The 26,487-nt window shown below is 70.0% G+C and carries 21 protein-coding genes and 1 tRNA gene; 9 read left to right on the top strand and 13 right to left on the bottom strand.

Going from position 1 to position 26,487, the window contains the following annotated elements; translation table 11 throughout:
• Positions 1 to 123: 123 nt before the first annotated feature.
• The 3 genes from ACIO3R_RS04910 to ACIO3R_RS04900 all read right to left on the bottom strand — a co-directional run bounded on the left by ACIO3R_RS04910 (position 124) and on the right by ACIO3R_RS04900 (position 3,969).
• Entirely contained in the window at positions 124 to 1,101 is a 978-nt protein-coding gene (locus ACIO3R_RS04910) for an ankyrin repeat domain-containing protein (RefSeq protein ID WP_402103379.1), read from the bottom strand.
• 51 nt (positions 1,102 to 1,152) lie between these two features.
• The gene (locus tag ACIO3R_RS04905; RefSeq protein WP_402103374.1) at positions 1,153 to 2,061 is read right to left on the bottom strand and encodes a hypothetical protein; all 909 of its coding nucleotides are present in this window, start codon (positions 2,059 to 2,061) and stop codon (positions 1,153 to 1,155) included.
• A 78-nt stretch (positions 2,062 to 2,139) separates the two neighbouring features.
• Positions 2,140 to 3,969, bottom strand: coding sequence for a beta-galactosidase (locus ACIO3R_RS04900; RefSeq protein WP_385041091.1), 1,830 nt, complete (start codon positions 3,967 to 3,969; stop codon positions 2,140 to 2,142).
• A 220-nt stretch (positions 3,970 to 4,189) separates the two neighbouring features.
• On the opposite strand from ACIO3R_RS04900, the gene ACIO3R_RS04895 reads away from it, so the two are divergent.
• The 3 genes from ACIO3R_RS04895 to pepN all read left to right on the top strand — a co-directional run bounded on the left by ACIO3R_RS04895 (position 4,190) and on the right by pepN (position 8,210).
• A complete protein-coding gene (locus tag ACIO3R_RS04895; RefSeq protein WP_385041094.1) occupies positions 4,190 to 5,068 on the top strand; it encodes a helix-turn-helix domain-containing protein in 879 nt (292 codons plus the stop codon).
• A 35-nt stretch (positions 5,069 to 5,103) separates the two neighbouring features.
• Positions 5,104 to 5,439 carry a chorismate mutase gene (locus tag ACIO3R_RS04890; protein WP_402103371.1) on the top strand — a complete coding sequence of 112 codons (336 nt, stop codon included), beginning with the start codon at positions 5,104 to 5,106 and terminating at the stop codon, positions 5,437 to 5,439.
• A 227-nt stretch (positions 5,440 to 5,666) separates the two neighbouring features.
• Positions 5,667 to 8,210, top strand: coding sequence for an aminopeptidase N (gene pepN, locus ACIO3R_RS04885; protein WP_402103368.1), 2,544 nt, complete (start codon positions 5,667 to 5,669; stop codon positions 8,208 to 8,210).
• A 94-nt stretch (positions 8,211 to 8,304) separates the two neighbouring features.
• On the opposite strand, the gene ACIO3R_RS04880 is transcribed toward pepN, so the two are convergent.
• Positions 8,305 to 8,964 (bottom strand): TetR/AcrR family transcriptional regulator, encoded by a 660-nt coding sequence (locus ACIO3R_RS04880; protein ID WP_402103365.1) that lies wholly within the window; start codon positions 8,962 to 8,964, stop codon positions 8,305 to 8,307.
• A gap of 187 nt (positions 8,965 to 9,151) precedes the next feature.
• On the opposite strand from ACIO3R_RS04880, the gene ACIO3R_RS04875 reads away from it, so the two are divergent.
• From ACIO3R_RS04875 to ACIO3R_RS04865, 3 genes are all read left to right on the top strand, one after another.
• On the top strand, positions 9,152 to 10,270 hold the full coding sequence (locus tag ACIO3R_RS04875; protein ID WP_402103362.1) for a serine hydrolase domain-containing protein: 1,119 nt from the start codon (positions 9,152 to 9,154) through the stop codon (positions 10,268 to 10,270).
• 398 nt (positions 10,271 to 10,668) lie between these two features.
• Positions 10,669 to 12,066, top strand: coding sequence for a pyridoxal phosphate-dependent decarboxylase family protein (locus ACIO3R_RS04870; RefSeq protein WP_385355489.1), 1,398 nt, complete (start codon positions 10,669 to 10,671; stop codon positions 12,064 to 12,066).
• Positions 12,063 to 13,499, top strand: a complete 1,437-nt coding sequence (locus ACIO3R_RS04865; RefSeq protein WP_402103359.1) for a lysine N(6)-hydroxylase/L-ornithine N(5)-oxygenase family protein — start codon at positions 12,063 to 12,065, stop codon at positions 13,497 to 13,499. Before ACIO3R_RS04870 ends, ACIO3R_RS04865 begins: the two co-directional genes overlap by 4 nt.
• An 84-nt stretch (positions 13,500 to 13,583) precedes the next feature.
• Here ACIO3R_RS04865 and ACIO3R_RS04860 read toward each other — a convergent pair whose 3' ends face one another.
• The gene (locus tag ACIO3R_RS04860) at positions 13,584 to 15,395 is read right to left on the bottom strand and encodes a bifunctional metallophosphatase/5'-nucleotidase (RefSeq protein ID WP_402104205.1); all 1,812 of its coding nucleotides are present in this window, start codon (positions 15,393 to 15,395) and stop codon (positions 13,584 to 13,586) included.
• A 165-nt stretch (positions 15,396 to 15,560) separates the two neighbouring features.
• Between ACIO3R_RS04860 and ACIO3R_RS04855 the strand changes: the two genes are divergently transcribed.
• Complete coding sequence (locus ACIO3R_RS04855) at positions 15,561 to 16,259, top strand: SIMPL domain-containing protein (RefSeq protein WP_385040260.1); 699 nt, start codon at positions 15,561 to 15,563, stop codon at positions 16,257 to 16,259.
• Positions 16,260 to 16,383: 124 nt separating this feature from the next.
• Positions 16,384 to 17,817: a pyruvate kinase gene (gene pyk / locus ACIO3R_RS04850; protein WP_402103356.1), complete on the top strand. Its 1,434-nt coding sequence runs from the start codon at positions 16,384 to 16,386 to the stop codon at positions 17,815 to 17,817.
• 6 nt (positions 17,818 to 17,823) lie between these two features.
• On the opposite strand, the gene ACIO3R_RS04845 is transcribed toward pyk, so the two are convergent.
• Positions 17,824 to 18,585 (bottom strand): transcriptional regulator, encoded by a 762-nt coding sequence (locus ACIO3R_RS04845; protein WP_402103354.1) that lies wholly within the window; start codon positions 18,583 to 18,585, stop codon positions 17,824 to 17,826.
• A 109-nt stretch (positions 18,586 to 18,694) separates the two neighbouring features.
• A tRNA-Leu gene (locus ACIO3R_RS04840) sits at positions 18,695 to 18,769 on the bottom strand.
• A 97-nt stretch (positions 18,770 to 18,866) separates the two neighbouring features.
• On the opposite strand from ACIO3R_RS04840, the gene ACIO3R_RS04835 reads away from it, so the two are divergent.
• Entirely contained in the window at positions 18,867 to 19,517 is a 651-nt protein-coding gene (locus ACIO3R_RS04835; RefSeq protein WP_402103352.1) for an ANTAR domain-containing response regulator, read from the top strand.
• A gap of 73 nt (positions 19,518 to 19,590) precedes the next feature.
• Here ACIO3R_RS04835 and ACIO3R_RS04830 read toward each other — a convergent pair whose 3' ends face one another.
• The 6 genes from ACIO3R_RS04830 to ACIO3R_RS04805 all read right to left on the bottom strand — a co-directional run bounded on the left by ACIO3R_RS04830 (position 19,591) and on the right by ACIO3R_RS04805 (position 26,398).
• Entirely contained in the window at positions 19,591 to 20,307 is a 717-nt protein-coding gene (locus tag ACIO3R_RS04830) for an ABC transporter ATP-binding protein (protein ID WP_124283812.1), read from the bottom strand.
• The gene (locus ACIO3R_RS04825; protein ID WP_402104203.1) at positions 20,304 to 21,230 is read right to left on the bottom strand and encodes an ABC transporter ATP-binding protein; all 927 of its coding nucleotides are present in this window, start codon (positions 21,228 to 21,230) and stop codon (positions 20,304 to 20,306) included. Before ACIO3R_RS04825 ends, ACIO3R_RS04830 begins: the two co-directional genes overlap by 4 nt.
• 5 nt (positions 21,231 to 21,235) lie before the next feature.
• Complete coding sequence (locus ACIO3R_RS04820; RefSeq protein WP_385040164.1) at positions 21,236 to 23,035, bottom strand: branched-chain amino acid ABC transporter permease; 1,800 nt, start codon at positions 23,033 to 23,035, stop codon at positions 21,236 to 21,238.
• Between the two features lie 5 nt (positions 23,036 to 23,040).
• Entirely contained in the window at positions 23,041 to 23,970 is a 930-nt protein-coding gene (locus ACIO3R_RS04815) for a branched-chain amino acid ABC transporter permease (RefSeq protein ID WP_124283810.1), read from the bottom strand.
• Between the two features lie 101 nt (positions 23,971 to 24,071).
• The gene (locus ACIO3R_RS04810; protein WP_385040168.1) at positions 24,072 to 25,283 is read right to left on the bottom strand and encodes a branched-chain amino acid ABC transporter substrate-binding protein; all 1,212 of its coding nucleotides are present in this window, start codon (positions 25,281 to 25,283) and stop codon (positions 24,072 to 24,074) included.
• 644 nt (positions 25,284 to 25,927) lie between these two features.
• Positions 25,928 to 26,398 (bottom strand): hotdog fold thioesterase, encoded by a 471-nt coding sequence (locus tag ACIO3R_RS04805; protein ID WP_362953760.1) that lies wholly within the window; start codon positions 26,396 to 26,398, stop codon positions 25,928 to 25,930.
• Positions 26,399 to 26,487: the final 89 nt, after the last annotated feature.

Here is a 26,487-nt window from a genome sequence, read left to right as displayed (position 1 = left end):
GCCCGTCCGGAGCTTCCGGGCGGTGCACACAAGCCACTCCAGCCCGTCCGGCGATCGAGGACGGAGCGTCAGCCGGGTTCGCCCGAGCGCCGCTTCCGTCCTCGGACGCCGGACGGGCTTTTCTCAGGCCCCGGGGTGCCCGAGCCGCGCCAGGACGTCCGCGCCGAACGCCCGGCGCAGGGGATCACCTGCCGCGCACCACGCGGCCGCCGCCTGCCGGGTCTCCTCGTCGCCGCGCTCGCGCAGCGCCTGCGCCGACGCGCGCCAGTTGTCCAGGTCCGGGTTCCCGGATCGCAGCGCCCGCCGCGCCAGCTCCTCGAACGAGGCCAGGAGCCCCAGCTCGGTCTCCAGGAGCGTGGCGATGGCGCCGTGCCCCGTCTGCTGGTCCCGGCCCGCGAACGGCTCCCCGTTCCGCACCAGTTCGACGGTCAGCGTCTCCCCGCCGTCGACCACGGCACGGTGCACGCAGACCTGGTGCTCCTCCGACTCCCCGTAGGCGTCCAGCAGCCCGTCGCGCAGCTCCCGCTCCAGGTTCACCTCCCCCAGGCGCCGCGCCTCCGCGAGAGCCTCCTCCAGCGCCCCGTCCGGTGCTCCCGCGCCGTGGCGCAGCAGCGCCCGTACCGTCTCCAGGGAGCCCCGGCGGGCGGCCAGGAGGAGGGGCGCCTCGCCCTCCGGTCCCGGCAGGCAGGGGTCGGCGCCGTGGGCGAGCAGCGTCCGCGCGGTCCGCGCGTGGCCGAGCCCCACCGCCCAGCGCAGCGCCGTGAACCCGAACTGCTCACGCAGATCCGGCTGGGCCCCGGCGGACAGCAGCGCCTCGACCACCTCGGTGTGACCGCCGCACGCCGCCCCGCAGATCGGCAGATCGCCCGACTCCGGTCCGCAGGCCCGGTCCGGATCGGCGCCCGCGGCGAGGAGCAGCCGCACCACGCCCGGCCGGTCGGAGACCGCCGCCAGGTAGAGCGGACTCGCACCGTCCTGGTCCGACGACTCGGCGGGCGCACCGGCGCGGAGCAGCCGTACGACGGCGTCCTCGCCCTCGTACAGCGCGTCGAACAGGCTCAGCCCGTCCGCCGCCGCCTCCGCCATCGGGTCTTCTGTCACATTTCGACTGTAATACCTTTCACGCCAGGGCCCGTTGCGGGCGGCGGCGCCTCATGTCGTGCAGTCCAGCACCGTGCGGCACAGCGCGCACCGGGCCCGCACCCGGCCGCGCACCGGAACCCTGTTGCGCTGATGGCAGGTCGGGCACGGGAAGGCGACCCGGAGCCCGTCCCGGCCGCTCTCGAAGGTGTACGGGGGCTCGGGGCCGGGGGCCGCGCCCGCACCGGGATGCTCCTGGGCGTACCGCCGGTCCTTGGCGTACCGGCGCCGGCCCGCCCAGCCGGCCGCCGTCAGCGGCGGCTGAAGGCCCTCGCGCAGGGCCTGCGCCCGCCCCTTCGTGTACGCCGCGTAGGCCTGCGGGCTGGTGAACCACGGCGAGGGGTCCTCGTCGAAGGCGAGTGCCCGCTTGGCCAGTACGTACCCGAACTCCTCCGGGGTGAGGTAGCCGAGCTTCTGGCTGGAGGTGGCGTCCTCCCGGAACGCGTCCAGCAGCAGCCAGCCCGCACCCAGATAGGCGGCCGCGGTGTCGGTGAGGATCTCGTTGTCGCGGGTCCCGGGGAACTCCAGGCCGAGCCGGTGCAGCAGCACGTGCATGACCTCGTGCGACAGCGCGGCCCCGATGTCCCTGCGGTGGGTGCGGAACCGGTCGTTGAGCTCGATGAAGTACTCCGGCCCGGCCGCGAGTTCGACACTTCCCGCATGCTCCATCGCACGGAACGCGACGACCATCCGGGCGTCCGGCAGACGCAGGTGCTGCACCATCGCCCGCGCCACGCGCTGCGCGCCGAGATGCAGATCGTCCGTGTCGGCGAAGGCCGCGTCGGCGGGGAGGAGGCTCGGCGCGAACCGGTGGACACCGTCGTACGACAGCCGCCGGTACAGCGCGGTGATCGCCGACCGGACGGTGGCCAGGTGCGGGAAGCCGTGCACCACCGGGCTGCCGTGGGGGCCGTCGCTCACGCCCTCACCCCCGTCCCTGCCGCTCGGCTCCGGCCCACTGTAGCCGGGGCGGCACCGAGCGGCCCGGAAAGCCGGACGTCAGACCCGGGCGTCCTCCGGGGCGCCTGCCCCGGCCCCGGCAGCGGTGTACGAGCGGACGGGCAGACCCGGCCCCAGCTCCGCGTACGGCGCGCCCGCGTCCTCCACCTCCAGCACCCACACCTCGTTGACACCCTCCCGCAGTACCGGACCCGGTACGTACAGCGTCCGCTGCGGGCCCGCCGACCAGTACCGCCCGAGGCAGAACCCGTTCACCCAGACGAATCCGCGCGTCCAGCCCGGCAGTTCGAGCCCCGCGTGCCCGGTGCCGCCCGCGTCCGCGAGCTCGAAGGAGCCCCGGTACAGACCGCTGCGCCCGGACCCGTCGAGCGGGGCGAACGGGACGCCGGCCACCGCCGCGTCCTCGAACGCGTCGAGCCGCAGCGCACGGGCCCGCACACCGTGCAGGAACTGGCGCTCGTGCAGCACGCCCCCGGTGATCCCCTTGGCCTCGCCCAGCCGCGGCCCGTAGTTGACCCGGCCCAGCGACTCCACCCACAGCTCGACCTCCGCGGGCCCGGCCACCGGCTCGGCCAGGGTGCTGTCCTCCTCGCTCAGGACGCCCTTGCGGACACCGTCCACGTACACCACCGCCCGGTCCCGGAGCCCCGACACCCCCAGGGCGTACGGCTGTCGGGGACCCGGGACGCCGACCCGGTAGCGCACCAGGCCGCGGTCGACACCCAGCTCCTCGAACGTGGGCGGAACGCCGGACTCCGGCTGCTCCTCGTCGCCGAGCGCCTCCATGACGTCCTGGAGCGGTGCCCAGCCGGTCAGCGCGGCCCGCAGCGGAGCGGCGAGCGCGGCGGGCGCGGCCGGCAGCTCGGGCAGCGGCCCGTCCGCGTACTCGGCGAGGACCTTCCGGAACAGCCAGAACTTCTCCGTGGGCCGCCCGTACTCGTCGACCGGCGCGTCGTAGTCGTACGACGTCACCGTCGGCTGGAGCTCCTGGTCCTGGAGCGGGCCCGCGCGGTTGGCGCCCGCCCAGCCGCCGAAGTTCGTCCCGCCGTGCGCCATGTAGATGTTGACCGACGCCCCGCACTCCAGGATCTCCCGCAGCGCCTCCGCGGCGTGCGCCGGATCGCGTACGACCGGCGGGGCGCCCCAGTGCTCGAACCAGCCGCACCAGAACTCCATGCACATCAGCGGCCCCGCGTCCTGATGGCGCCGGAGCACCCGGAACGCCTCGCGCGCCCCCGAGCCGAAGTTCGCCGTGGCGAGCAGACCGGGGACGGAGCCGCCCGTGAGCATGTGGTCCTCGGGACCGTCGGAGGTGAACAGCGGGACGCTCACGCCGTACTCGCCCAGCATCGCGGCCACCTGCCGCAGATAGGCCTGATCGGTGCCGTAACTGCCGTACTCGTTCTCCGCCTGCACCATGATCACCGGGCCGCCGCGGTCGATCTGCCGCTCCACGACCTGGGGCAGCAGTTCGGCGAACCACCGCCGTACCGCGTCCAGATAGGCGGCGTCCCGGGTCCGCACCCGCCGCCCGAACCGCCCGGTCACCCAGACCGGCAGCCCGCCGTTCTCCCACTCCGCACAGATGTACGGCCCGGGGCGGACGATCGCCCACAGGCCGGCCCGCCGCACCGCGTCCAGGAAGCGGCCGAGCGCCGCCACGTCCCGGAACCGGCCCGGCCGCGGCTCGTGGAGGTTCCACGGCACGTACGTCTCGACACAGTTCAGGCCCATCGCCCGCAGCATCGACAGTCGGTGATCCCACTGCGCCTCGTGCACCCGGAAGTAGTGCAGGGCACCCGACAGCAGCCGTACGGGCCGCCCGTCGAGCCAGAAGTGGTCGTCGTCGCCCACCGTGAAGTCAGCCATCGTGCTCGTTCTCTCCTGTGCGGGCGGTCCCGGCCGCACAGCCCCGCGAACCGGTACCGGCGGAATGCGGCACCGTGCGACGGAGCGGTCGAACTCGGGAGGAATGTCGCGACCCAGCCTCACCCCTGGCGTGCGGCCGGTCCATGGACAAAGATCATTGCTGTTTGGACGCAGCACATCGCTGTCGGCGCACGACGCGAGAACCGGGGAGCGAAAGCCGATGTACCACACCTGGATGCGCTTCTTCACCCCGAGCCCGCTCCACCACCGCCTCGGCCTGGTCTGCCTCGGGGTGGGGCTCCAGCACGGCGCGCTGCCCACCGTCGGCCCCCGCACCCTGGACCACCACGTCGCCGTGGTCATCAACTCGGGCAGCGGATGGTTCGCCGGGCCCGACGGGCGGCGGGTGCCGGTCACCGGGCCCAGCCTGATCTGGCTGACCCCGGGCACCCCGCACCACTACGGAGCCGATCCGGCCACCGGCTGGGACGAGAGCTTCGTCGACTTCACCGGCCCCGCCACCACCACGTACACCGAACTCGGCTACATCGAGCCGGACCGCCCCCTCGTCCCGCTGTCCGACACGGCGGCACCCCGGGCCGCCATCGGCCGGATGGTACGCGCGGCGCGGCGCGGGAACCCGCTGCTGGAGGTGGAGACCGGCGCGGCCGTCCACGAACTGCTCGTCGCCCTGCGCCGGGCCCGCGCCGATGTCAGCCCCGACGGCGACCCGGTGCTCCAGGCCATGACCCGCGACGCGTTCCAGCCGCTCTCCGTCGCCGAGCACGCCGCCCGGCACGGCATGACCCCCGCCGAACTGCGCACGGCCGTCCGGCGCGGTGCGGGGTGCAGCCCGAAGGACTACCTCCTCGGCATCCGGCTCGGCCGCGCCAAGGAACTCCTCGCCACCAGCGACCTGCCGGTCGCGGCCGTCGCCCGCCGCGTCGGGTACGACGATCCGGCGTACTTCTCCCGGCTGTTCGCCCGCCGGGTCGGCATCGCCCCGGTCCGCTTCCGCGAACAGCAGGGACGCAGCGTGCCGGGCGGCTGGAGCGACCGGGTGCCGGACCCGGACCACCCGCCGACGATCAGCCCGTAGCCCGCCGCGCCGGAGAGGACTTAAGCTCGATGACCATGACCACGAGCGACATCGACGAGTCCGCAGGCGCCGAGCTGATCCGGCTGCGCGAGAGCATCGACAACATCGACGCGGCAGTTGTCCACATGCTCGCCGAGCGCTTCAAGTGCACTCAGCAGGTGGGCCATCTCAAGGCCGCCCACCACCTTCCCCCGGCCGATCCGGCGCGCGAGGGCCGCCAGATCGCCCGGCTGCGCCAGCTGGCGGAGAGCGCCCACCTGGACCCGGCGTTCGCCGAGAAGCTGCTGAACTTCATCGTGGCGGAGGTCATCCGCCACCACGAGCGCATCGCCGACGAATCGGCGAACGGGACGGGCGGCGCACCGGCCTGACCCGGGTCACCGCCCGTAACAGCCGCCCGCCCGCCGGCCGCCGCCCGACCGGCAGGGCGAGATCTCCTCCAGCGGGCGGTTCGCCGTCTCCTCCAGTGTCCGGAGCCGGTAGCGGCCGGTGAACAGGCCGCGGATGCCGCTCGCGGCGCGACGGACCTGGTACGAATCCGCTCAGCCCGCCGCGAACCCGCCCCCACCGCGCACACCGCATACGGCAGCATGGGCCCATGTCCGTACTGATGCGCGACGAAGCGCAGACCCGAGCCCAGTTCCTCGACGTACAGCGGTACACGATCGACCTCGATCTGACCGCGGGGGAGGAGACCTTCGACTCCCGTACCCTCATCCGGTTCACCGCCCTCGCGGACGGCGACACCTTCGTCGAGGTCAAGCCCGCCACCCTGCGCTCGATCAGCCTCGACGGGCACCCACTCGACCCCGCGGACCTCGACGGCAACCGCTTCCCGCTGACCTCCCTGACCAGCGGCGAACACGAACTCCGCGTCGACGCCGCCATGAGCTACTCCCGTACCGGCGAAGGCATGCACCGCTTCACCGACCCCACCGACCACGAGACCTACGTCTACACCCAGCTCTTCCTGGAGGACGTCCAGCGCGTCTTCGCCGCGTTCGACCAGCCCGACCTCAAGTCCGTCTTCGCCCTCACCGTCACCGCCCCCGAGGGCTGGACCGTCCTCGGCAACGGCACCGCCCGGCACACCGGAGACGGCCACTGGACCCTCGCCCCCACGCCGCCGATCTCCACCTACCTCGTCGCCGTCGCCGCGGGCCCCTGGCACTCCGTGACCACCGAACACGCCGGACTGCCCTTCGGCATCCACTGCCGCGCCTCCCTCGCCCCCCACCTCGACGCCGACGCCGACGAGATCCTCGACATCACCCGGGCCTGCTTCGACCGGTTCCAGGAGAAGTTCGACGAGCCCTACCCGTTCGACTCCTACGACCAGGCCTTCGTCCCCGAGTTCAACGCGGGCGCCATGGAGAACCCCGGCCTCGTCACCTTCCGCGACGAATTCATCTACCGCTCCGCCGTCACCGACACCGAACGCCAGACCCGCGGCATGGTCATCGCCCACGAGATGGCCCACATGTGGTTCGGCGACCTCGTCACCCTCGCCTGGTGGGACGACATCTGGCTGAACGAGTCCTTCGCCGAGTACATGGGCTACCAGACCCTCGCCGAGATCACCCTCCCCCGGGCTCTCCACTCCGTCCGGGCAGGGGAGGCCCCGTTCCCCGACACCTGGGTCGACTTCGGCGTCGCCCGCAAGGGCTGGGGCTACGACGCCGACCAGCGCCCCTCCACCCACCCCGTCGCACCCGACCCGGCCGCCGTCCCCGACACCGCCTCCGCGATGCTCAACTTCGACGGCATCTCCTACGCCAAGGGCGCGTCCGCCCTGCGCCAGCTCGTCGCCTGGCTCGGCGAGAAGGACTTCCTGGCCGGCATCAACATCCACTTCGCCCGCCACCGGTTCGGCAACGCCACCCTCGCCGACTTCATCGACAACCTCGCGTCCGCCACCGACCGCGACGTCCACGCCTGGGCCGCCCAGTGGCTGCGCACCTCTGGGGTCGACACCCTCACCGCGCACGTCACCGAGGCCGACACCACCTGGTCCCTCGCCGTCGACCACCTCGGCTCCCGCCCCCACCGCATCGCCGTCGGCACCTACGACCACGCCATCGACACCCAGTCCGGCCCCGACCGGCTCGTCCCGCGCGACCGCTTCGACATCGGCATCCCCCAGGACGGCACACCCGTCACCCGCCCCGGCCGCCGCCCCGCCCTCGTCGTCCTCAACGACGGCGACCTCACCTACGCCAAGGTCCGCCTCGACCCGGACTCCTGGAACACCGTCCTGCGCAGCCTCTCCGGCATCCCCGACGCACTCACCCGAGCCGTCCTCTGGAACACCGCCCGGGACATGGTCCGCGACGGCGAACTCGCCCCCGCCACCTACATCGAGGCCGCCCGCACCCACCTCCCGCACGAGACCGACCTCGCACTCCACCAGGGTGTCCTCACCTTCGCCTGCGCCCAGATCGCCGGCCGCTACGTCACCCCCGAGGACCGGCCCGCCGCGCTCAACGCGCTCACCGCCCTGTGCCGCGACCTCATGCGCCGCACCGAGGACGGCAGCAACCCCGGCCTCCGCCTCATCGCCGTACGCCGCCTCATCGACGCCGCCACCCAGCCCGACGCCATCCAGGGCTGGCTCACCGAGGGCACCGTCCCCGGCGGACCCGAACTCGACGCCGAACTGCGCTGGCGCATCCTCACCCGGCTCGCCGTCCTCGGCGCCACCGACGAAGCGGCCATCGCCGCCGAACTCGACCAGGACCCGAGCGCCACCGGCCAGGAAGGCGCCGCCCGCTGCCGCGCCGCCCTGCCCACCCCCGAGGCCAAGGCCGCCGCCTGGCAGGCCATGTTCACCGACGACAGCCTCTCCAACTACCTCTTCACCGCCGTCGCGCAGGGCTTCTGGCAGCCCGAACAGGCCGACCTCGTCAGCGCGTACGTGCCCCGCTACTACCCCGAGGCGGCCCAGCTCGCCGTCCGCCGCGGCCCGGCCATCGCCGAAGCCGTCGGCAGCCACGCGTTCCCGGTGTACGCCATCGACGCCGACAGCCTCCACCTCGGCGAACAGGCACTCGCCGACCAGGCACTCGTCCCCGCCCTGCGCCGCAAACTCGCCGACCAGATCGACGACCTGCGCCGCGCCCTCGCCGTCCGCGACGCCCACTGACGCGGACCCGACCGGCCCGTACCACCCGTGCCCGGCCCGCCCTCATCACCGAGGGCGGGCCGGGCACGGCTGTGCGCGATACCGGGACAGCGTTTCAGGCAGCGCGTACCGCGGCCTCGACGTGGGCGAGCTGGGCGGCGATGAGTTCCACGAACGCGGCGCGACGGTCCGCTCCGAGGGGGCGGACGTCGCGGGCGAAGTGCGACAGGGCCGGGAAGCGTTCGGGGTCGGCGCCGAGTACCGCGACGCGGAACAGCTCCATGCCCTGGTCGTACTCCTGGGGGGTGATGGTGCTGACCCCGGCCTCCGAGGCGATCAACGCGGAGATGAGGACCGCGATCCGGTGGTAGTGCGCCGGGATCTTCTCGTCGGGCAGTCCTGACGCCCGCAGGGCCTGCAGCACCTCTTCCATCACCAGCCGGGAACCGGCGCCGCTCGACGCGTGGCGTCCCCAGACCGCGGCGAGCTGGGGCTGCCGGCCGAAGGCCTCCCGCACGCGCAGGCCCAGGGCGGTGATGCGCTGCTTCCAGTCGCCCTCGGGGCGGTAGCCGTCCATGGCGGCCAGCAGAATCCTGTCGGCGACCGCGCGCAGCAGTTCGGTCTTGCTGCGGAAGTGCCGGTAGAGGCTGGAGGAATCGGTCCCGAGGGCCGCGGCCAGTCCGCGCACGCTGAAGGACTCGGCGTCGCCCGTGCGCAGCAGGTCCGCCGCCGCGTCCAGGATCTCCTCGGTCGACCAGCGCCTTCGCCCTGTCATCCCGCTCCTCTCGTCGGACCCCAGCCTAACGTATGCACTTGGTGTTGCACGCACCGCGTGCATAATGAGGGCATGGGTGTGCCGGGGAGCCGTCAGCGAGCCGGCCGACACCCCACTCGTGCCCCGTCACCCGGGGTCGGCCGACCGATGTGGAGCTCACCCCCGGGACTACGAAAGGACGCAAGCCGTGAGGAACGCACTCGATCCCGCGGAGCTGGACACCGCCATCGACAACGTCCACCGCGCGGGAATGCCCGGCCTGTTCGCCGAAGTACGTGACGGTGACCAGGTCTGGCGCGGCGCCGCCGGGACCGCCGACACCGCCACCGGCCGCCCCGTCACCGCCGACATGCGCCACCGCGTCGGCAGCATCACCAAGACCTTCACCGCCGCCGCCGTGCTGCAACAGGCCGAGAAGGGCCGGATCGGTCTCGACACACCGATCAGCCGCTACCTCCCGGAACTGGTCCCCGGAGAACGCGGCGACCGGATCACCGTCCGGATGCTGATCAACCACACCAGCGGCCTCGCCGAGTACCTCCCCTACGCCTACCCCTCCCTCAAGGGATTCCCCGACGTCGCGGACACCGGGCCCCAGAGCCTGGACGACAACCGGTTCACCCGGTTCCACCCCGCCGAACTCATCGAGATGGGCGTCTCCGCGCCCCCGAGCGGCGCCCCGGGCAGCACTCCGGGGGTCTACTCCAACACCAACTACCTGCTCCTCGGCCGGCTCCTGGAACACGTCACCGGCACCACGGCCGAGCAGTGCGTCACCCGGAACGTCATCGAGCGCGCCGGGCTCCGGGACACCGGTTTCCCCACCGGAACCCATGTCGAGGGACCGCACTCGCAGATCTACGAGGCGTGGTTCGGCATGATCGACCCGCCGCGCGACTACAGCGTCTACGACATGTCATGGGTGGGACCGGCGGCCGCGCTGATAACCACCGTCACCGACCTCAACCGCTTCTTCGGCAAGCTGCTGGCCGGCGAGATCGTCAGCCCGTCGTCGCTGGCACAGATGCAACGCACCGTCCCGGTCGTCTCCCAGGAGAGAAAGACGATCGAGTACGGCCTCGGCCTGTACCCGGCGAAGGCCCCCGGCCAGGCCACCTTCTGGGGCCACGGCGGCACGGTCTGGGGCGGCGGAGCACTGGCCATGACCCGTGCCGACGGCAACCGGCAGCTGTCCGTCGCGCTGAACCTGCAGAGGTGGAACACGCTCGACGCCGCCGGCCGGCCCCGGCCCCACCCCATCGACGACGCGCTCGCGGCCCTCTGCCGCGTGGCGATGTACGGCTGACCGAACCGGAGGTGGCGATGTACGGCTGACCGAACCGGAGGAACACCTCGCCCCGCGGACACGACCGGGCGCCCGGAGAACCCTCCCGGGCGCCCGATCCCGTCCGCGTTCCGGCGGCACAGCCCACCGCGGCCCCCCGGACCGCGGGCGGCACAGCCCACCGCGGCCCCCCGGACCGCGGGCGGCACAGCCCACCGCGGCCCCCCGGACCGCCTCCCAACCGCCCACCGACACACGGGCCCAAGCCGCACCCATACCACCCGAACCCCCACCACCCCGCCCTCATCACACACCCGTCCCCCTTTCGAGTTCAGATCACCGGGCTCACCAGTCGCGCCGCCCGAAACCCGGACAAGCTGGGATGTCCACCCATGCGCTCCGAAGGGCCACCCCCGCACATGCCCACCCCGCCCCTCGCCGGAGGCACCACCGGCCCCGCCGCTCTGCGCCCCCTCCTCGACACCGTGCTCACCGCACTCCACGAAGGCGCCCACCGGCGCGACGGCCCCCTCCCCGCCGGCGGCCCCGACACCGTCACCCCCCACCTGCGCACCGCCCTCCACCCCGTCATCCCCGACCACGGCACCGGCGCCCACCACGCCCTCAGCACCCTCGTCACCGCACTCGCCCAAGGCGCCGCGGACCCGGCCGACCCCCTCTGCGCCGCCCACCTCCACACCCCGCCCCTCGCCCTCGCCGCGGCAGCCGACCTCGCCGCCTCCGCCCTCAACCCCTCCATGGACTCCTGGGACCAGGCACCCGCCGCCTCCGCCCTCGAAGCCGACCTCACCACCGCGCTCGCCGCCGAGATCTACCCCCACCGCACCGCACCCGACGCCCTCGTCACCACCGGCGGCACGGAAGCCAACCAACTCGCACTCCTCCTCGCCCGCGAACGCCACGGCCCCGTCCAGACCATCCGCGGCGCCAACGCCCACCACAGCATCACCCGCGCCGCCTGGCTCCTCGGCCTCCCCGAACCCGTCACCGTCCCCGCCCCCACCGGCGTCATCGACCTCACCGCCCTCGACGACACCCTCGCCCGACTCCGCGGACCCGTCCTCGTCACCGCCACCGCGGGCACCACCGACACCGGCCGGATCGACCCCCTCACCGAGATCGCGGACCTCTGCACCACCCACGGCGCCGAACTCCACATCGACGCCGCCTACGGCGGCCCCCTCCTCTTCAGCCCCACCCACCGCAACAAGGTCCACGGCCTCGACCGCGCCCACAGCGTCACCCTCGACCTGCACAAACTCGGCTGGCAACCCGCGTCAGCAGGCATCCTCGCCGTCCCCGAACACCACCACCTCGACGCACTCCACCACCACGCCCCCTACCTCAACGCCGACGACGACACCGAAGCCGGCCTCCCCGACCTCCTCGGCCGCTCCCTGCGCACCACCCGCCGCCCCGACGCACTCAAAATCGCCGTCACCCTCCAAGCGCTCGGCCGCACCGGACTCGCCGACCTCATCGACCGCACCTGCACCGCCGCCCACCACCTCGCCGACCTCATCACCAAAACCCCCACCCTCGACCTCTACGACCGCCCCACCATCACCACCGTCCTCTTCCGCCCCACCCACACCGACGACCACACCGTCGCCACCATCCGCCGCACCCTCCTCACCCGAGGCCACGCCGTACTCGGCCGCACCCACGCCAACGGCCGCCTCTGGCTCAAAGCCACCCTCCTCAACCCCCACACCACCCCCCACGACCTGCAGAAACTCCTCGACCTCGTCACCCACCTCGCCGCAGCACTCCCGGAAGGCAGCACCCACCGATGACAGCCCGGCCAGCCCGGCCAGCCCGGCCCACCCCCGACGCCGACCAGCCACACGACCTCGTCGGCATCGGCATCGGCCCCTTCAACCTCTCCCTCGCCGCCCTCGCCCACGGCATCCCCGGCACCCCCCACCCCCTCACCGCCACCTTCTACGAACAACGCCCCGCCTTCCACTGGCACCCCGGCCTCCTCATCGACGGCGCCAGCCTCCAAGTCCCCTTCCTCGCCGACCTCGTCACCCTTGCCGACCCCTCCAGCCCCTGGACCTTCCTCAACTACCTACGCACCCGCGACCGGCTCTTCCCCTTCTACTTCGCCGAGCGCTTCCACATCCAACGCGCCGAGTACGACGCCTACTGCCGCTGGGTCACCGAACAACTCCCCGGCCTCCACTTCGGCCACCAGGTCGACGCCATCCGCTGGAACGCCGAACGCGCCCTCTTCGAAGTCGACTTCACCCAACTCGACACCCACGGCGAAGCCGAAGCGCTCGGCCGCGCCCACACCCGCCACATCGCGCTCGGCGTCGGAACCGAACCCCATGTCCCCGAACCCCTCAAACCCCTGGCCGAAGCCGGATCAGTCCCCGTCATCCACTCCGCCGACTACCTCCACCACCGCGAACGACTCCTCGGCGCCGAACACATCACCGTCATCGGATCAGGACAGTCCGGCGCCGAGATCTTCCTCGACCTCCTCCGCGCCCGCCCCGCCGGCCGCGAAAAACTCCACTGGCTCGCCCGCACCCCCGCCTTCGCACCCATGGAGTACTCCAAGCTCGGCCTCGAACACTTCACCCCCGACTACACCCGCTACTTCCACGCCCTCCCCGAAGCCGTGCGCGACGAACTCGTCCCCGACCAATGGCAACTCCACAAGGGCATCGACCACGACACCATCACCGCCATCCACGAAGAGCTCTACCGCCGCACCCTCCACGGCGGCTGGCCCGACGCCACCCTCACCCCCGGCGTCTGCGTACGCACCGCCGGCCGCGTCGCCAACTCCCGCGTCGAACTCCACCTCGAACACACCCAGCAGAGCACCCGCTCCCGCCTCACCACCGACGCCGTCGTCCTCGCCACCGGCTACCGCGAACGCCCCCTCGACCAGATGCTCGACGGCCTCCACACCCACCTGCGCCGCGACAGCTCCGGCCGCCCCCGCATCGACGACCAGTTCCGCCTCGACCTCGACCCCGCCATCACCGGCAACATCTACGTACAGAACGCCGAACGCCACACCCACGGCGTCGGCGCCCCCGACCTCGGCCTCGCCGCCTGGCGCAGCGCCACCATCCTCAACAACCTCACCGGCACCACCGCCTACCACCTCCCGCAACGCACCGCCTTCACCACCTTCGGCCTCACCCCCCACGCCCCCAAGATCCCCACCCAGGGCCCCGCCCTCACCCCCCTGGTCCAGAGCAACTGACACCACCCCTCCCGCCCCACCGGGCACGCAGAAAAGCGGCCGCCCCCTCCCAAAAGGAAAGGAGACGGCCGCCCCACCACAGACCTAGAACACCGGCGTACCGTCCCGCGTCAGCCGCCAGTCCACCGAGGCGAACTGCGCACCGTCCACCGAACCCTTCGCCTGCACCCACCCGATGATGGTGTTCCGGATCTCCTCCGAATTCGCCCAGAGCTGCTTGGCACCCGGCACATGCGGGAAGTTACCCCCACCACTCGCCCGGTAATTGTTCACCGCCAGCACGAACTGCGCCGCCGGATCAATCGCCTTGCCCTCGAACGAAAGACCAACAATCCGCGAACCATTCGGCTTCGCGATGTCGATGTCATACGTCAGACCCGACACCGCGTCATAATTGTAATCCGGAGTCTTGTCCGCGTTCGTCAGCTTCGCCGGATCCACCGGAGCACCCGCCGCCGTCTGCACGTAGTACCGCGCCGAGAACTCCAGATAATCCTTGATCTGTGCACCCGTCAGCAGCCGCGCCTCAAGCGTGTTCTCGAACGGATACAGACCCGCCGCATCCTTGATCGTCACGTCCCCGGCCGGGATCTGCGCCGTACGCGAGAAACACGACGCCTGCGACAGCACCGGCAGCGCCGCGTACTCGCCACCCGCCAGCGCCGCCTTCACCGTCTCCGCCTGGACGACATTGATCAGATCGATGATCGGCTCGTCCTTCCACGCCGCCTCGGCCGTCGTCATCGCCGCCGTGGACGTACCGATCACCTGATTGACGTAGGCCACAACCTTCTTGTGCTCATCCGCCAGCAACTTCGTGATCTTCCGGTCCTCCGCCGCCGTGTTGGAGTTCAACACCTGCGACCCCGCCTTCTCGACCACCCAGCGGCCCTTCTCCCACACCAGATCGAAGTCGAACAGCGTCAGCCGCTGACCCCACTTCAACGGCTCGGAAAGCACGACCTTCTTTCCGGTCTTCTTGTTCTCCACGAAGTACTCGGGAATCTCCAGATGCGCATGACCCACCAGAATCGCATCGATCCCCGGCACCTGCTCCGCCACCAGACCCGCGGCATTCTCCACATACGGAATCTGATCACCGTACGACGACGTCCCGCTGTTCCCCGAGTGCGCCGACACGATCACCACATCCGCACCCATCGAACGCAGCCGCGGCACGAACTTCGCCGCCTGCTCCTCCAGGCCCGGGAACACCATCTTGCCGCTGACGTTCGCCTTGTCCCAGATCGCGATACCCGGATTCGTCAGCCCCAGGATTGCCACCTTCACATCCCGGCCGTGCGGCGTCCGCAGCTTCTTGATCACATACGGCGCGAACGCCGGCTTCAGCGTCTTCGCGTCCAGCGCGTTCGCACCCAGCAGCGGGAAGTCACACTGCTCCTCGAACTTGCGCAGCACCGGAATGCCGTAGTTGAACTCATGGTTGCCGAGCGCCGCCGCGTCATAACCGATCGCGTTCATCGCCTGCGCCATCGGATGCACCGGACCGCGCTTCGCCGTGATCGGGTCGATCTTCGCGTAGTAGTAGGACAGCTGCGTGCCCTGGATCGTGTCACCCGCATCGATCATCAGGGTGTTGTGGCGGCCCTTCTCCCGACGCACCTGATCCACCAGCGTCGAGATCTTCGCCAGACCGACGTCGTTGTGGTCGCCGTCGTCGAACTCCTTGTCCGTGAAGTAGTCCCAGTTGAAGACATTTCCGTGCAGATCGGTCGTACCCATCACGGTGAACGAGTACCGCTTCTGCGGACGCCCATGACCGTTCCCATGCCCGTGGCCGTGCGCCTCGGCGGGAACCGCGGCACCGCCCGCGATCGCGACACCCGCACCGGCCGCGGCCGATGTGCCCAGGAACGTCCTTCGATTCAGCGGCATCTCGTCTCCCACATCTCAGTTCTCTCCGTACACAACGCGCGTAGACCCCGCGCACGCGTGGACAACGCGCGTAGATAATCACCCACGCACGGCACCCGGCAACACCCCCCGCAGGTTTCGTTTCGATGACCACCCGCTGTCGCACCCGAGTGCCACAGTGGACCCATGACCGACACCCCGTACCCCTACGGCACCCCCGACCACCCCCGCCTCGCCGTCCGCGGCGACGCCCGCCTCGAAATCGACCCCGAGATCGCCGGCGTCGGCATCACCGTCAGCGCCCGCGGGAAAGACCGCCGCGCCGCCCTCGACGACCTCACCCGACGCAACACCACCGTCCTCGAACTCGCCCGCACCTACGGACCAGCCGTCGAGAAGCTCGAAACCGGCACCTTCTCCATCACGCCCGAACTCACCCGGCGCGGCCGCGACGAGAAGATCCGCACCTACCACGGACGCGTCCACATCACCGCCGTACTCAACGACTTCACCGCACTCGGTGAATTCACCACCCGCGTCGCCGACCTCGACCTGACCCGCATCGACGGACCCTGGTGGGCCCTGCGCCCCGACTCGCCCGCCCACGGCGAAGCCCGCCGCCAAGCCGTACGCGAAGCCGTCCAGCGCGCCCGCGAATACGCCGACGCCGTCGGCGCACGGCTGGCCGCCCTCGTCGAACTCGCCGACCTCGGCGCCGAGAACGCCACTCCCGCCATGGCCGCCGCCCCCGGTGGCTACGGCCGCACCCGCGGATTCGCCGGTGCCGCAGCCGAACCCGCCCCCGCGCTCGACCTCGAACCACAACGCCAGACCGTCTTCGCGCAGGTGAATGCCCGCTTCATCATGACCCCGCCCGCACTCTAGGAAAATGCTCATCCGAGCACCCCGCCGCACAATTCAACACTTGTCAAAAACCCTTCACCCAAAGGTTGTTGAGCAGTCATGCGGAGCCAATTCACTACCCGTAGGTAAGGTCTAGGCTCAAACCATGCGCCGAGCAAAAATTGTTTGCACCCTAGGACCCGCCACCGACACATATGACCAGATCAAGGCCCTGGTCGAAGCGGGTATGGACATTGCCCGCCTCAACCTCAGCCACGGCACTTACGCCGAACACGAAGAGCGCTACCACCGAGTACGCAAAGCATCCGAGGAAGCCGGACGCAGCGTCGGAATCCTCGCCGACCTTCAAGGCCCGAAGATCCGCCTCGGACGCTTCCGTGAAGGACCCGTACTCCTTGAACGCGGCGACGACTTCACGATCACCGTCGAGCCCATGGAAGGTGACCGCCACACCTGCGGCACCACCTACGAAGGCCTCAACGCCGACGTCGCCCCCGGCGAACACATCCTCATCGACGACGGCCGCGTCACCCTCGAAGTGACCGAGGTCGACGGCCCCCGAGTCCACACCACCGTCATCGAGGGCGGCATGGTCTCCGACCACAAGGGACTCAACCTCCCCGGCGTCGCCGTCTCCGTCCCCGCCCTCTCCGAGAAGGACATCGACGACCTCCGCTGGGCCCTGCGCACCGGCGCCGACGTCATCGCCCTCTCCTTCGTGCGCAGCGGACGCGACATCGAACCCGTCCACCGCGTCATGGACGAGGAGGGCCGCCGCCTCCCCGTCATCGCCAAGGTCGAGAAGCCCCAGGCCGTCGAGAACATCGACGACATCGTCGCCGCCTTCGACGGCATCATGGTCGCCCGGGGCGATCTCGGCGTCGAAATGCCCCTGGAGCAGGTGCCGATCGTCCAGAAGCGCGCCATCAAGCTCGCCAAGCGCAACGCCAAGCCGGTCATCGTCGCCACCCAGATGCTCGACTCGATGATCGACAACTCCCGCCCCACCCGCGCCGAGGCCTCCGACGTCGCGAACGCCGTCATCGACGGCACGGACGCGGTCATGCTCTCCGGCGAGACCAGCGTCGGCAAGTACCCCATCGAGACGGTCCGCACGATGTCCCGCATCGTCGAGGCCGCCGAGGAGGACATCCTCGCCAAGGGCCTCCCGCCGCTCACCGATCGCAACAAGCCCCGCACCCAGGGCGGCGCGGTCGCCCGCGCGGCAGCCGAGATGGGCGACTTCCTCGGCGCGAAGTTCCTGGTGGCCTTCACCCAGAGCGGCGACACGGTCAAGCGCCTCTCCCGCTACCGCTCACCCATCCCGCTCCTGGCCTTCACCCCGGACCCGGCGACCCGCGCCCAGCTGAACCTGACCTGGGGCGTGGAGACGTTCCTGGGCCCGCACGTGGACTCGACGGACGCGATGGTGGCGCAGGTCGACGAGGAGCTGCTGAAGATCGGACGCTGCCGGAAGGGCGACGTGGTGGTCATCACGGCCGGCTCCCCGCCCGGCGTCGCGGGATCGACGAACCTGGTACGGGTGCACCACATCGGCGAGGACGACAGCCCGAAGTAGCGGCCCTCAGTACTTCGGCCCGACGTGAGCGTCCATGAGGGCGACGGACGCCCGTCGGGCGACGGAGATGTTCCTGCTGTTGGGCTGCGTCCACTCGACTCCTACCTGGTCCAGCGCGCCGGTGAAGAGCCCCAGGATGTCGGCCGACAGGTTGGTGAAGAAGTAGCGCGGGTACTCGTACCGCCTGCGCTCGCCACCGACGAGGCGCGTGGTCCAGTTCATGATCCGGCAGCCGTCGGAGTGGATGAGGCCACGGATGAACTCCCAGGGGTGGGCGTCGACGATCTCCCGCTGCCAGGGTTCGAGAGCAATCCTGCGCTCGTGCTTCTTGCCGGGGCCGTGCTGGGGGAAGAAACAGGGCCAGTGCTTGCTGAAAGCGGTGACGTACTGACAGCCCTGCCCCTGAATCCGGAAGACCTTGTTGGCCGGGCGTGCGGTCCGGACTGCTTCGGCGCACGCATCGATGAGACCCGGCCAGGCGTCGGCGCATGCGATGCGAAGGAAATAGACGCCCCGTTTGAACGAGCTGATGCAGCCGTCGCCGAGATAGAGCCCCAGGAGGTAGGAGTACGCGGAGGGGTGTTCGACCTCGGTGGCCGTGTCGCCGCACCTGGGGCATGGCCCGGCCCGCCCGTCGAGTGGTTCGATGCGGTTTTGCCAGGAGCGGATCGCGGCGCGGGACAGTCCGGTTTCCTTGCTCACGGAATTGAGACTGCGGCCCTGCGCGACCAGCGCCAGCGCTCGCTTCCGGGTCCCCATGTCGTACATGGAGCCGAGCCTCGCCCGACGGCGGGGGTCCGGCGCGGGAATACCGCACCAATAGCCGGATCAAGTGAAGTTCTTCGATTCCGCTCTCACCTTGGAATCGAAGGAAAAGTGCCCCAGGTGGGATTCGAACCCACACTGTCCGCTGTTTGAGAGCGGCCTCTCTAACCAGTTGGAGTACTGGGGCCTTAGAAAGGAAGGGCTATAGCCGCCCTGCGCGTCACTACCTTACAGGAGCTGGGTAGGCTCGTGGGAGCTGTACTTGCCCTGAACCAAGGAGCCCCGTGACCACCCCCGAGTCGCCCCAGCCCGTCGCCGACGACGACAAGTCGCACGTCCCGCCGCTGACGACCCGCGTCGTCATCGCCGAGGACGAGGCGCTCATCCGCCTCGACCTCAAAGAGATGCTGGAGGAAGAGGGATACGCGGTCGTCGGTGAGGCCGGGGACGGGCAGCAGGCTGTCGAGCTGGCCCGGGAGCACAGGCCGGACCTGGTCATCCTCGATGTGAAGATGCCGGTCCTCGACGGGATCTCCGCCGCCGAGAAGATCGCGGAGGAGTCCATCGCGCCCGTCCTGATGCTCACCGCGTTCTCGCAGCGCGACCTCGTGGAGCGGGCCAGGGACGCCGGGGCGATGGCGTACCTGGTGAAGCCGTTCAGCAAGAGCGACGTGGTGCCGGCCATCGAGATGGCCGTGTCGCGGTTCGCGGAGCTGAAGGCGCTGGAGGGCGAGGTCGCGGACCTGTCGCAGCGGCTGGAGACCCGGAAGCTGGTGGACCGCGCGAAGAGCATTCTGCAGACGGACTACGGGCTGTCCGAGCCCGCCGCGTTCCGCTGGATCCAGAAGACGTCGATGGACCGGCGGCTGTCGATGCAGCAGCTCGCAGAGGCGTTGATCGAGGACGCCGAGGAGAAGAAGAAGGCGGCCGAGTAGCCCCGTACCCGAGAGAAGGCCCGCGCCCCGGCAGCAGTCCGGGGCGCGGGCCTTCTCTCGAGTACGCGCGGGTTCAGTCCTCGCCGAGGTAGGCCTTGCGGACCGACTCGTCGTGGAGGAGGTCCGCGCCGGTGCCGGAGAGGACGATCTTGCCGACCTCCATGACGTGGCCCTCGTCGGCCAGGGAGAGCGCGGCCTGGGCGTTCTGCTCGACGAGCAGGATCGTGGTGCCCTGGGACTTGAGCTCGACGATGGTCTCCATGATCTTCTGCATCATGATCGGGGAGAGGCCCATGGAGGGTTCGTCGAGCATCAGGAGCTTGGGCTGGCACATCAGGGCCCTGCCCATGGCGAGCATCTGCTGTTCGCCGCCCGAGAGGGTGCCCGCGGCCTGCTTCCGGCGTTCCCCGAGGATGGGGAAGAGGTCGTAGGCGCGCTGGATGTCCTTCTCGATGCCCGCCTTGTCGCTGCGGAGGTAGGCGCCGAGCTGGAGGTTCTCGGTGATCGTCAGCCGGGGGAAGATGTGCCGGCCCTCGGGGGAGTGGGCCAGGCCCAGAGCGACGATCTTGTGGGCGGGGATGCCCGCCAGCGGCTTGCCCTCGAAGAGGATGCGGCCGCCGATGGGCTTGAGCAGCCCGGAGAGGGTGCGCAGGGTGGTGGTCTTGCCCGCACCGTTGGTGCCGATCAGGGTGACGACCTGGCCGGCTTCGACGCTGAAGGAGATGCCCTTGACGGCTTCGATCTTGCCGTAGGCGACGCGGAGGTCCTCGACCTCTAGCAGTGCGGTCATCGGGTGTCCTCCTCCTCGGTGCTGGTGCTGGTGCTGGTGCTGGTGCTGGTGGTGGTGGTGTCGGCGGTGGTTACGGCGCCTTTGGTGGCGACGGCCTCTGCGGCTTCGACCTCGGCGAGTTCCTCGGCGCCGGGGGCGCCTTCGAACGGGGTGCCGAGGTAGGCGGCGACGACGCGTTCGTCGCTCTGGACGACGTCGGAGGTGCCTTCGACGAGCTTCTCGCCCTGGACGAGTACGGCGACGCGGTCGCAGAGGTTGAAGATGAAGCGCATGTCGTGCTCGATGACGAGTACGGCGATGCCCTGGTCGCGGATGGCGAAGATGAGCTCTTCGGTGACGCGGGTTTCCTGCGGGTTCATGCCGGCGGTGGGCTCGTCCAGGAGGAGGAGACCGGGGTCGCTGGCCAGTGCGCGGGCGATCTCCAGCTTGCGCTGGTCTCCGTAGGGGAGGTTGCGCGCGAGGTGGTCGGCCTTGTCCTGGAGGCCGATGAACTCCAGGAGTTCCATGGCGCGTTCCCGGCTGGCGTTCTCGGCCTTGGTGAAGCCGGGGAGGCGCAGGAGGGCGGACCAGAGGCCTTCCTTGGTCCTGGTGTGGCGTCCGACGAGGACGTTCTCCAGGACGGTCATGTTGGCGAAGAGCCGGATGTTCTGGAAGGTGCGGGCGATGCCTGCCTGGGTGACGAGGTGGGGCTTGGGGGGCAGGACGGTGCCCTTGTAGCTGACCTTGCCCTCGGTGGGGACGTAGAGGCCGGTGAGGCAGTTGAAGAAGGTGGTCTTTCCGGCGCCGTTGGGGCCGATGAGGCCGACGATCTCGCCCGCGTTGACGGTGAGGTCGACGTCGTGGACGGCGGTGAGGCCGCCGAACCGCATCGTGACGCCGCTGGCGTCGAGCACGGGGGTGCCGGTCTTCGTGGTGGTGGTCATGGTGGTCACGCCCCCGCCTTGGCGATACCGGCGTCGACGTCGTCGGACTTCCGGGGTTCCGGCACGTCGAGCTGGTCGGTCTCGTGGAATTCGAGCTGCTTCCTGCGGTCGGCGACCAGTCCTTCGGGGCGCAGGCGCATCAGGAGGATGAGTGCGACGCCGAAGAGGAAGAGCTGGTAGTCCTGCATGAACTGGAGCTTGGCCGGGATGAGGTAGAGCAGTGCCGCGCCGACGAGGGGTCCGCTGAGGGTTCCCATGCCGCCGAGGATGACGGCGGCGAGGAGGAAGGCGGAGTTCGGGGGTACGGAGCCGGCGAACTGGTACTGCTCGGGCGTCACGGTGTAGTTGACGTGTGACTGCACGGTTCCGGCGAGTCCGGCGAGGGTGGCGCCGAGGGCGAAGGCGAGCAGCTTGAGCCGGAAGGCGTTGATGCCCATGGCGGTGGCCGCGGTCTCGTCCTCACGGATGGCGACCCAGGCGCGGCCGATGCGCGATTCCCCGGAGCGGCGGAAGACGAGGACGACGACGGCGGTGAAGACGAGCATGAGCAGGTAGTAGTTGGCCGACCTGCCGAGGGTGAAGCCGCCGATGTCGTGTTTGAGCCCGAAGTCGATTCCGAAGAGGTTGAGGTCGGGGATGCTCGGGATGCCCTGGGAGCCGTTGGTGAGGTCGGGTCCGCTGTTGCCGTTGAGGTTGTTCACGGTGAGGCGGAAGATTTCACCGAAGCCGAGCGTGACGATGGCGAGGTAGTCGCCGCGTAGTCGCAGGGTTGGTGCGCCGATGAGTACGCCGAAGACGAGTGAGGCCCCGGCGCCGGTGAGGACGGCGGCCCAGAAGGGGAACTCGACGCCGATGGCCGACATGGTGGAGCCGGAGACCAGGGCGGCGGCGTAGGCGCCGACGCCGAGGAAGGCGACGTATCCGAGGTCGAGGAGGCCGGCGAGGCCGACGACGACGTTGAGGCCGAGCGCGACGGTCGCGAAGATGAGGATGTTGGCGCCGATGAGCGCGTATTCCTCTTTCTGCTGGGTGAAGGGGAAGCAGACGGCTGCGACGAGGGCCGCGGTGAGGGTGATGTTGCGGTGCTTCGCGGTCATCGCGGTGATGCGGGAGATGAGTCCGGCACGGTTCAGTGCGGTGAAGGCGAAGGCGGCGGTGATGAGGAACCCGATGAAGAGTTCGGTGTAGTCGGTGTCGATGCCGTAGGCGAAGACGTAGAGGCCGATGCCGAAGGCGATGGCGATGGTGAGGATCTCGGCCCAGGCGGGGAGTGGTGCGGCGCGGCGGGCGGCCGGTGCGCTGAGGCCGTTGCGGAAGCGCTGCCAGCCGGCGTCCGGGTTCCCGGTGTCGGGTAGGGGCTGGTCGGCGGGGAGTCCGTGGGCGGCGATGACGGCGATGAGTGCGCCGATTCCGCTGACCCAGGCGCCGGGTTCGAGGTTGACGACGCCGCCGAGGTCGTAGGTGATGGCGCCGATGGCGTAGGCGGTGGTGCCGAAGGTGCCGAGCGCCAGGAGGCGGACGGGGCTGTTGGTGCCGCCGGGGGTGAGCCAGCCGAGGCCGCGGATGCCGTACCCGGAGAGGGTGAGCAGCAGGGTGAGTGCGGCGCTGATGAGGGTGAGGACCTGGAGGCCGCCGGGGTAGCCGGTGACGGTGAGGTCGCCGGGGAATTGGTCGGTCCAGGTCCAGGCGAGGAAGGTGCCCACGAGGGCGACGGTCGCGCCTGCCGTGGTGGCGATGCGGGCCGCGGGGGCGGGCATCGGGATCAGGGCGGTGGCGGGGGGCGTGGTGGTGGTGTGGGTGGTCATCCGTATCACGCCCGATCCGCGACGCGTTCGCCGAGCAGGCCCTGGGGGCGGAGCAGCAGGACGATGATGAGGAGGACGAAGGCCCATACGTCCTTCCAGGCGCCGCCGCCGAAGAGTTCCATGCCGGGTACGTCGCTCATGTAGCCGGTGGCGAGTGATTCGGCGATGCCGAGTACGACGCCGCCGAGCATGGCGCCGTAGATGTTGCCGATTCCGCCGAGTACGGCTGCGGTGAAGGCCTTGAGCCCCATGATGAAGCCCATTTTGAAGCCGATCTGGCCGTTCTTGAGCCCGTAGGCGACGGCGGCGACGGCTGCGAACGCGGCACCGATGGCGAAGGCCATGACGATGATGCGGTCGGTGTTGATCCCCATGAGCTTGGCGGTGTCGGGGTCCTGGCTGGTGGCCTGCATGCCGCGGCCGGCGCGGGTCTTGGAGACGAAGAGGCCGAGGGCGATCATGCAGACGGGTGCGGTGATGAGGACGAAGATGTCGCCGCGTTGGATGTGGGCGCCGAAGATGTCGATCGCTTCGCCCTTGAACTGGGGGAAGGAACGGTCCTTCTTGGCGTCGGGGTACCACTTCCAGATGGCCTGCTGGAGGGCCAGGGAGAGTCCGATGGCCGTGATGAGCGGGGCCAGTCGCGGTGCGTTGCGCAGCGGCCGGTAGGCGAAGCGTTCGGCGGCTGTGCTGATCGCGACGGAGCAGATGACGCCGCCGATGATCATGAGGGGGATGATTGCGAGGAGGTTGGTGCCGGCCGGCATCCAGAGGTAGACGGTGAGGGCCCCGAAGCCTCCGATCATGAAGATCTCGCCATGGGCGAAGTTGATGAGCTGGATGATTCCGTAGACCATCGTGTAACCGATCGCGATGAGTCCGTACATCGCGCCGAGGATGAGTCCATTGGCCAGCTGTTGCGGCAGTTCGTGCACCGCAGGGCCTCCGTGGAGTGGTTCGGATATGGCACCGCGCGGGAGCGCTCTTGGCGCCCCCGCGCGGTCTGGTGTCAGTCAGTGCGTGACCGGGGAGCTTGTTACGGCTTGTAGGCCTCGCTGAGCTTGGACGTCCACTTGCCGCCGTTGACCTGGTAGGCGGTCATCATGGTGTTGGTGGTGTCGCCGAACTCGTCGAACGAGACGGGGCCGGTGACGCCGTCGAACTTGACCTTGCTCATCGCGGCGAGGACCTTGGCGCGGGCGTCGTCGGGGAGCTTGCCGTTGTTGTCGGCGACGGCGATCTTGACGGCCTCGATGATGGACCAGGTGGCGTCGTAGGTGCCGCCGCCGTAGGCCTCGTAGGCGTCCTTGTATCCGGCCGTCTTGTAGTTCGCGATGAAGGTCTTGGCGGAGTCGAGTTCCTCGACGGGCTTGCCGACGGAGGTGGCGATGTCGCCCTGGGCCTTCTTGTTGAGCTTGATGAAGTCGGCGCTGTACATGCCGTCGCCGCCCATGAGGGGGATCTTGACGCTGTCCTTGAGCTGCTGGCTCAGGGGTGCGCCGGCGGGGTACTCACCGCCGTAGTAGACGGCCTTGGCGCCGGACTTCTTGACCTTGGTGACGACGGCGTTGAAGTCGCGGTCGTCGGGGTTGACGTGGTCGGCGCCGACGATCTTGCCGCCGAGGCCGGTGAAGGTCGCCTTGAAGGAGGCGGCGAGACCGGCGCCGTAGGGCTTCTGGTCGTCGATGAGGTAGACCTGCTTGATCTTCGCGTTGTTGTACAGGTACTTCGCCGCGAAGGCGCCCTGGATCTGGTCCGTGGTGGCGGTGCGGAAGTAGGTCTTGAAGGGGCGCTTCTTGTCGCCGGTCTTCCAGTTCTCGCCCTGGGTCAGTTCGGTGCCCGTGTTGGCGGGGGAGACCTGGGTGAGGCTGGCGTCGTTGAGCGGCTTCTGCATCGACTGGGAGACGCCGGAGTTCAGGGGGCCGACGACGCCGAGGACGGTCTCGTCGTCGATGAACTTCTGGGCGTTCTGCTGGCCGACGGAGGGCTGCGCCTGGTCGTCGAGGGGCTTGACGACGAAGTTGATGCCGGGGACCGTCTTGTCCTTGTTCGCCGTCTTGGCGGCGAGGTCGGCGGAGTTCTTGATGCCGAGGCCGAGGGCGGACAGGTCACCGGTGATGGGGGCGTCGACGCCGATGACGACGGTCTGGGTGCCGCCGCTGTCGCTGCTCTTCTTGTCGTCGTCGCGCGACCCGCAGGCGGTGAGTGTCAGCGCTCCTGTGGTGAGCACTGTGGTGAGGATGAGCAAAGAACGGTGTCGCACGAAAAGTCCTTTCCCTGGCGCGGCCTCCTCTGCTTGAGGTGCCGTGTCGTTCGCCGGGCCGTACTGGTAGGTACAGGGCCGTGCCGCAGACGCGCCCGGCGGCGCGGTGACTGGCGGTGACTCTATGGGCAGGGGCGGGGGTCGGGGACGGGTCAGTCGAATGATGTGACTGTCTTGTTATGCCCTTGAGGAAGGCTTGAGGTGGCTGTGTGGACATGTACGGCTTTTTACCGGACGGCGAAGTGACCGCATCCTGAGAACGCGCAGCTCTGCTAAGGGGCTTGAGGCGATCTTGCTGCTGTCGCGCAATGGGGTGCGAGAGAGCGCGCGAGTGCGCGCGAAAGTGCCCGGTGCCTGCGGGGCCGGGTTCCCCGGGCTGCGCCGGAGCGGGTGAACATTGCGCGGATGTTACGCAGTGTTACATCGGGGGTGGTGTGGTCGACGCGGGGTGGCGGGTGCGCGGGCGGGGCGTGGCTGCTGAGTGGGCCACAGAACGCGGTTTGTGGTCAAGGGCGTTGGCCGGTGCGGATGTGCAAGTTCGGTGTGCGGGGCTGTGGTTGTGGGGGATATGGCGATGCCCGGCCGGTTTGCGGTCCGGCCGGGCAGGGGTGGTGCGGGGTGTCGGGGGGTCAGGCGGATTCGGCCTTGGGCGCGTCACGCAGGAGGCAGGTGAGCCGGGCGGTGCAGACGCGCTTGTCGTGTTCGTCGGTGATGACGATCTCGTACGTGGCGGTGGTGCGGCCGCGGTGCACGGGGGTGGCGACGCCGGTGACGAGGCCGCTCCGTGCCCCTCGGTGATGGGTGCAGTTCAGGTCGACGCCCACGGCGAGCTTGGCGGGGCCGCCGTGGAGCATGGTGCCGACGGAGCCGAGGGTCTCGGCGAGGACGGCGGAGGCGCCGCCGTGCAGGAGTCCGTAGGGCTGGGTGTTGCCCTCGACGGGCATGGTGCCGACGACGCGGTCCGCGGAGGCCTCGGTGATCCGGACGCCCATGCGCTCGCCGAGGTGGCCGGCGGAGAAGAGGGCGGGCAGGTCGACACCGAGCGCGGCGTACTCGTCGATGATCTCCTGGGGGAACTTGGGTGCGGTGTGCTCGCCCATGGGTCCGGCTCCGTCTCTCTGCGGTGGTGCGCTGACGCGTGTGATGTCCGTTGTTCATATCAGACGGCTGAGCGGGCGCTTAGGTTTTG

It is taken from the genome of Streptomyces sp. NPDC087428 (genome assembly GCF_044744085.1).
Lineage (GTDB): Bacteria > Actinomycetota > Actinomycetes > Streptomycetales > Streptomycetaceae > Streptomyces.
The sequence above is the reverse complement of the archived record's forward strand: the minus strand, read 5'-3'. Positions and strand labels throughout refer to the sequence as shown.

Coding starts and splice junctions, on each gene's coding strand:
- ACIO3R_RS04900 (WP_385041091.1), bottom strand. CDS start 3,969: ATGGCTGACTTCACGGTGGGCGACGACGACCACTTCTGGCTCGACGGG.
- ACIO3R_RS04895 (WP_385041094.1), top strand. CDS start 4,190: ATGTACCACACCTGGATGCGCTTCTTCACCCCGAGCCCGCTCCACCAC.
- ACIO3R_RS04890 (WP_402103371.1), top strand. CDS start 5,104: ATGACCACGAGCGACATCGACGAGTCCGCAGGCGCCGAGCTGATCCGG.
- pepN (WP_402103368.1), top strand. CDS start 5,667: ATGTCCGTACTGATGCGCGACGAAGCGCAGACCCGAGCCCAGTTCCTC.
- ACIO3R_RS04880 (WP_402103365.1), bottom strand. CDS start 8,964: ATGACAGGGCGAAGGCGCTGGTCGACCGAGGAGATCCTGGACGCGGCG.
- ACIO3R_RS04870 (WP_385355489.1), top strand. CDS start 10,669: ATGCCCACCCCGCCCCTCGCCGGAGGCACCACCGGCCCCGCCGCTCTG.
- ACIO3R_RS04865 (WP_402103359.1), top strand. CDS start 12,063: ATGACAGCCCGGCCAGCCCGGCCAGCCCGGCCCACCCCCGACGCCGAC.
- ACIO3R_RS04860 (WP_402104205.1), bottom strand. CDS start 15,395: ATGCCGCTGAATCGAAGGACGTTCCTGGGCACATCGGCCGCGGCCGGT.
- ACIO3R_RS04855 (WP_385040260.1), top strand. CDS start 15,561: ATGACCGACACCCCGTACCCCTACGGCACCCCCGACCACCCCCGCCTC.
- pyk (WP_402103356.1), top strand. CDS start 16,384: ATGCGCCGAGCAAAAATTGTTTGCACCCTAGGACCCGCCACCGACACA.
- ACIO3R_RS04845 (WP_402103354.1), bottom strand. CDS start 18,585: ATGTACGACATGGGGACCCGGAAGCGAGCGCTGGCGCTGGTCGCGCAG.
- ACIO3R_RS04830 (WP_124283812.1), bottom strand. CDS start 20,307: ATGACCGCACTGCTAGAGGTCGAGGACCTCCGCGTCGCCTACGGCAAG.
- ACIO3R_RS04825 (WP_402104203.1), bottom strand. CDS start 21,230: ATGACCACCACCACGAAGACCGGCACCCCCGTGCTCGACGCCAGCGGC.
- ACIO3R_RS04820 (WP_385040164.1), bottom strand. CDS start 23,035: ATGACCACCCACACCACCACCACGCCCCCCGCCACCGCCCTGATCCCG.
- ACIO3R_RS04805 (WP_362953760.1), bottom strand. CDS start 26,398: ATGGGCGAGCACACCGCACCCAAGTTCCCCCAGGAGATCATCGACGAG.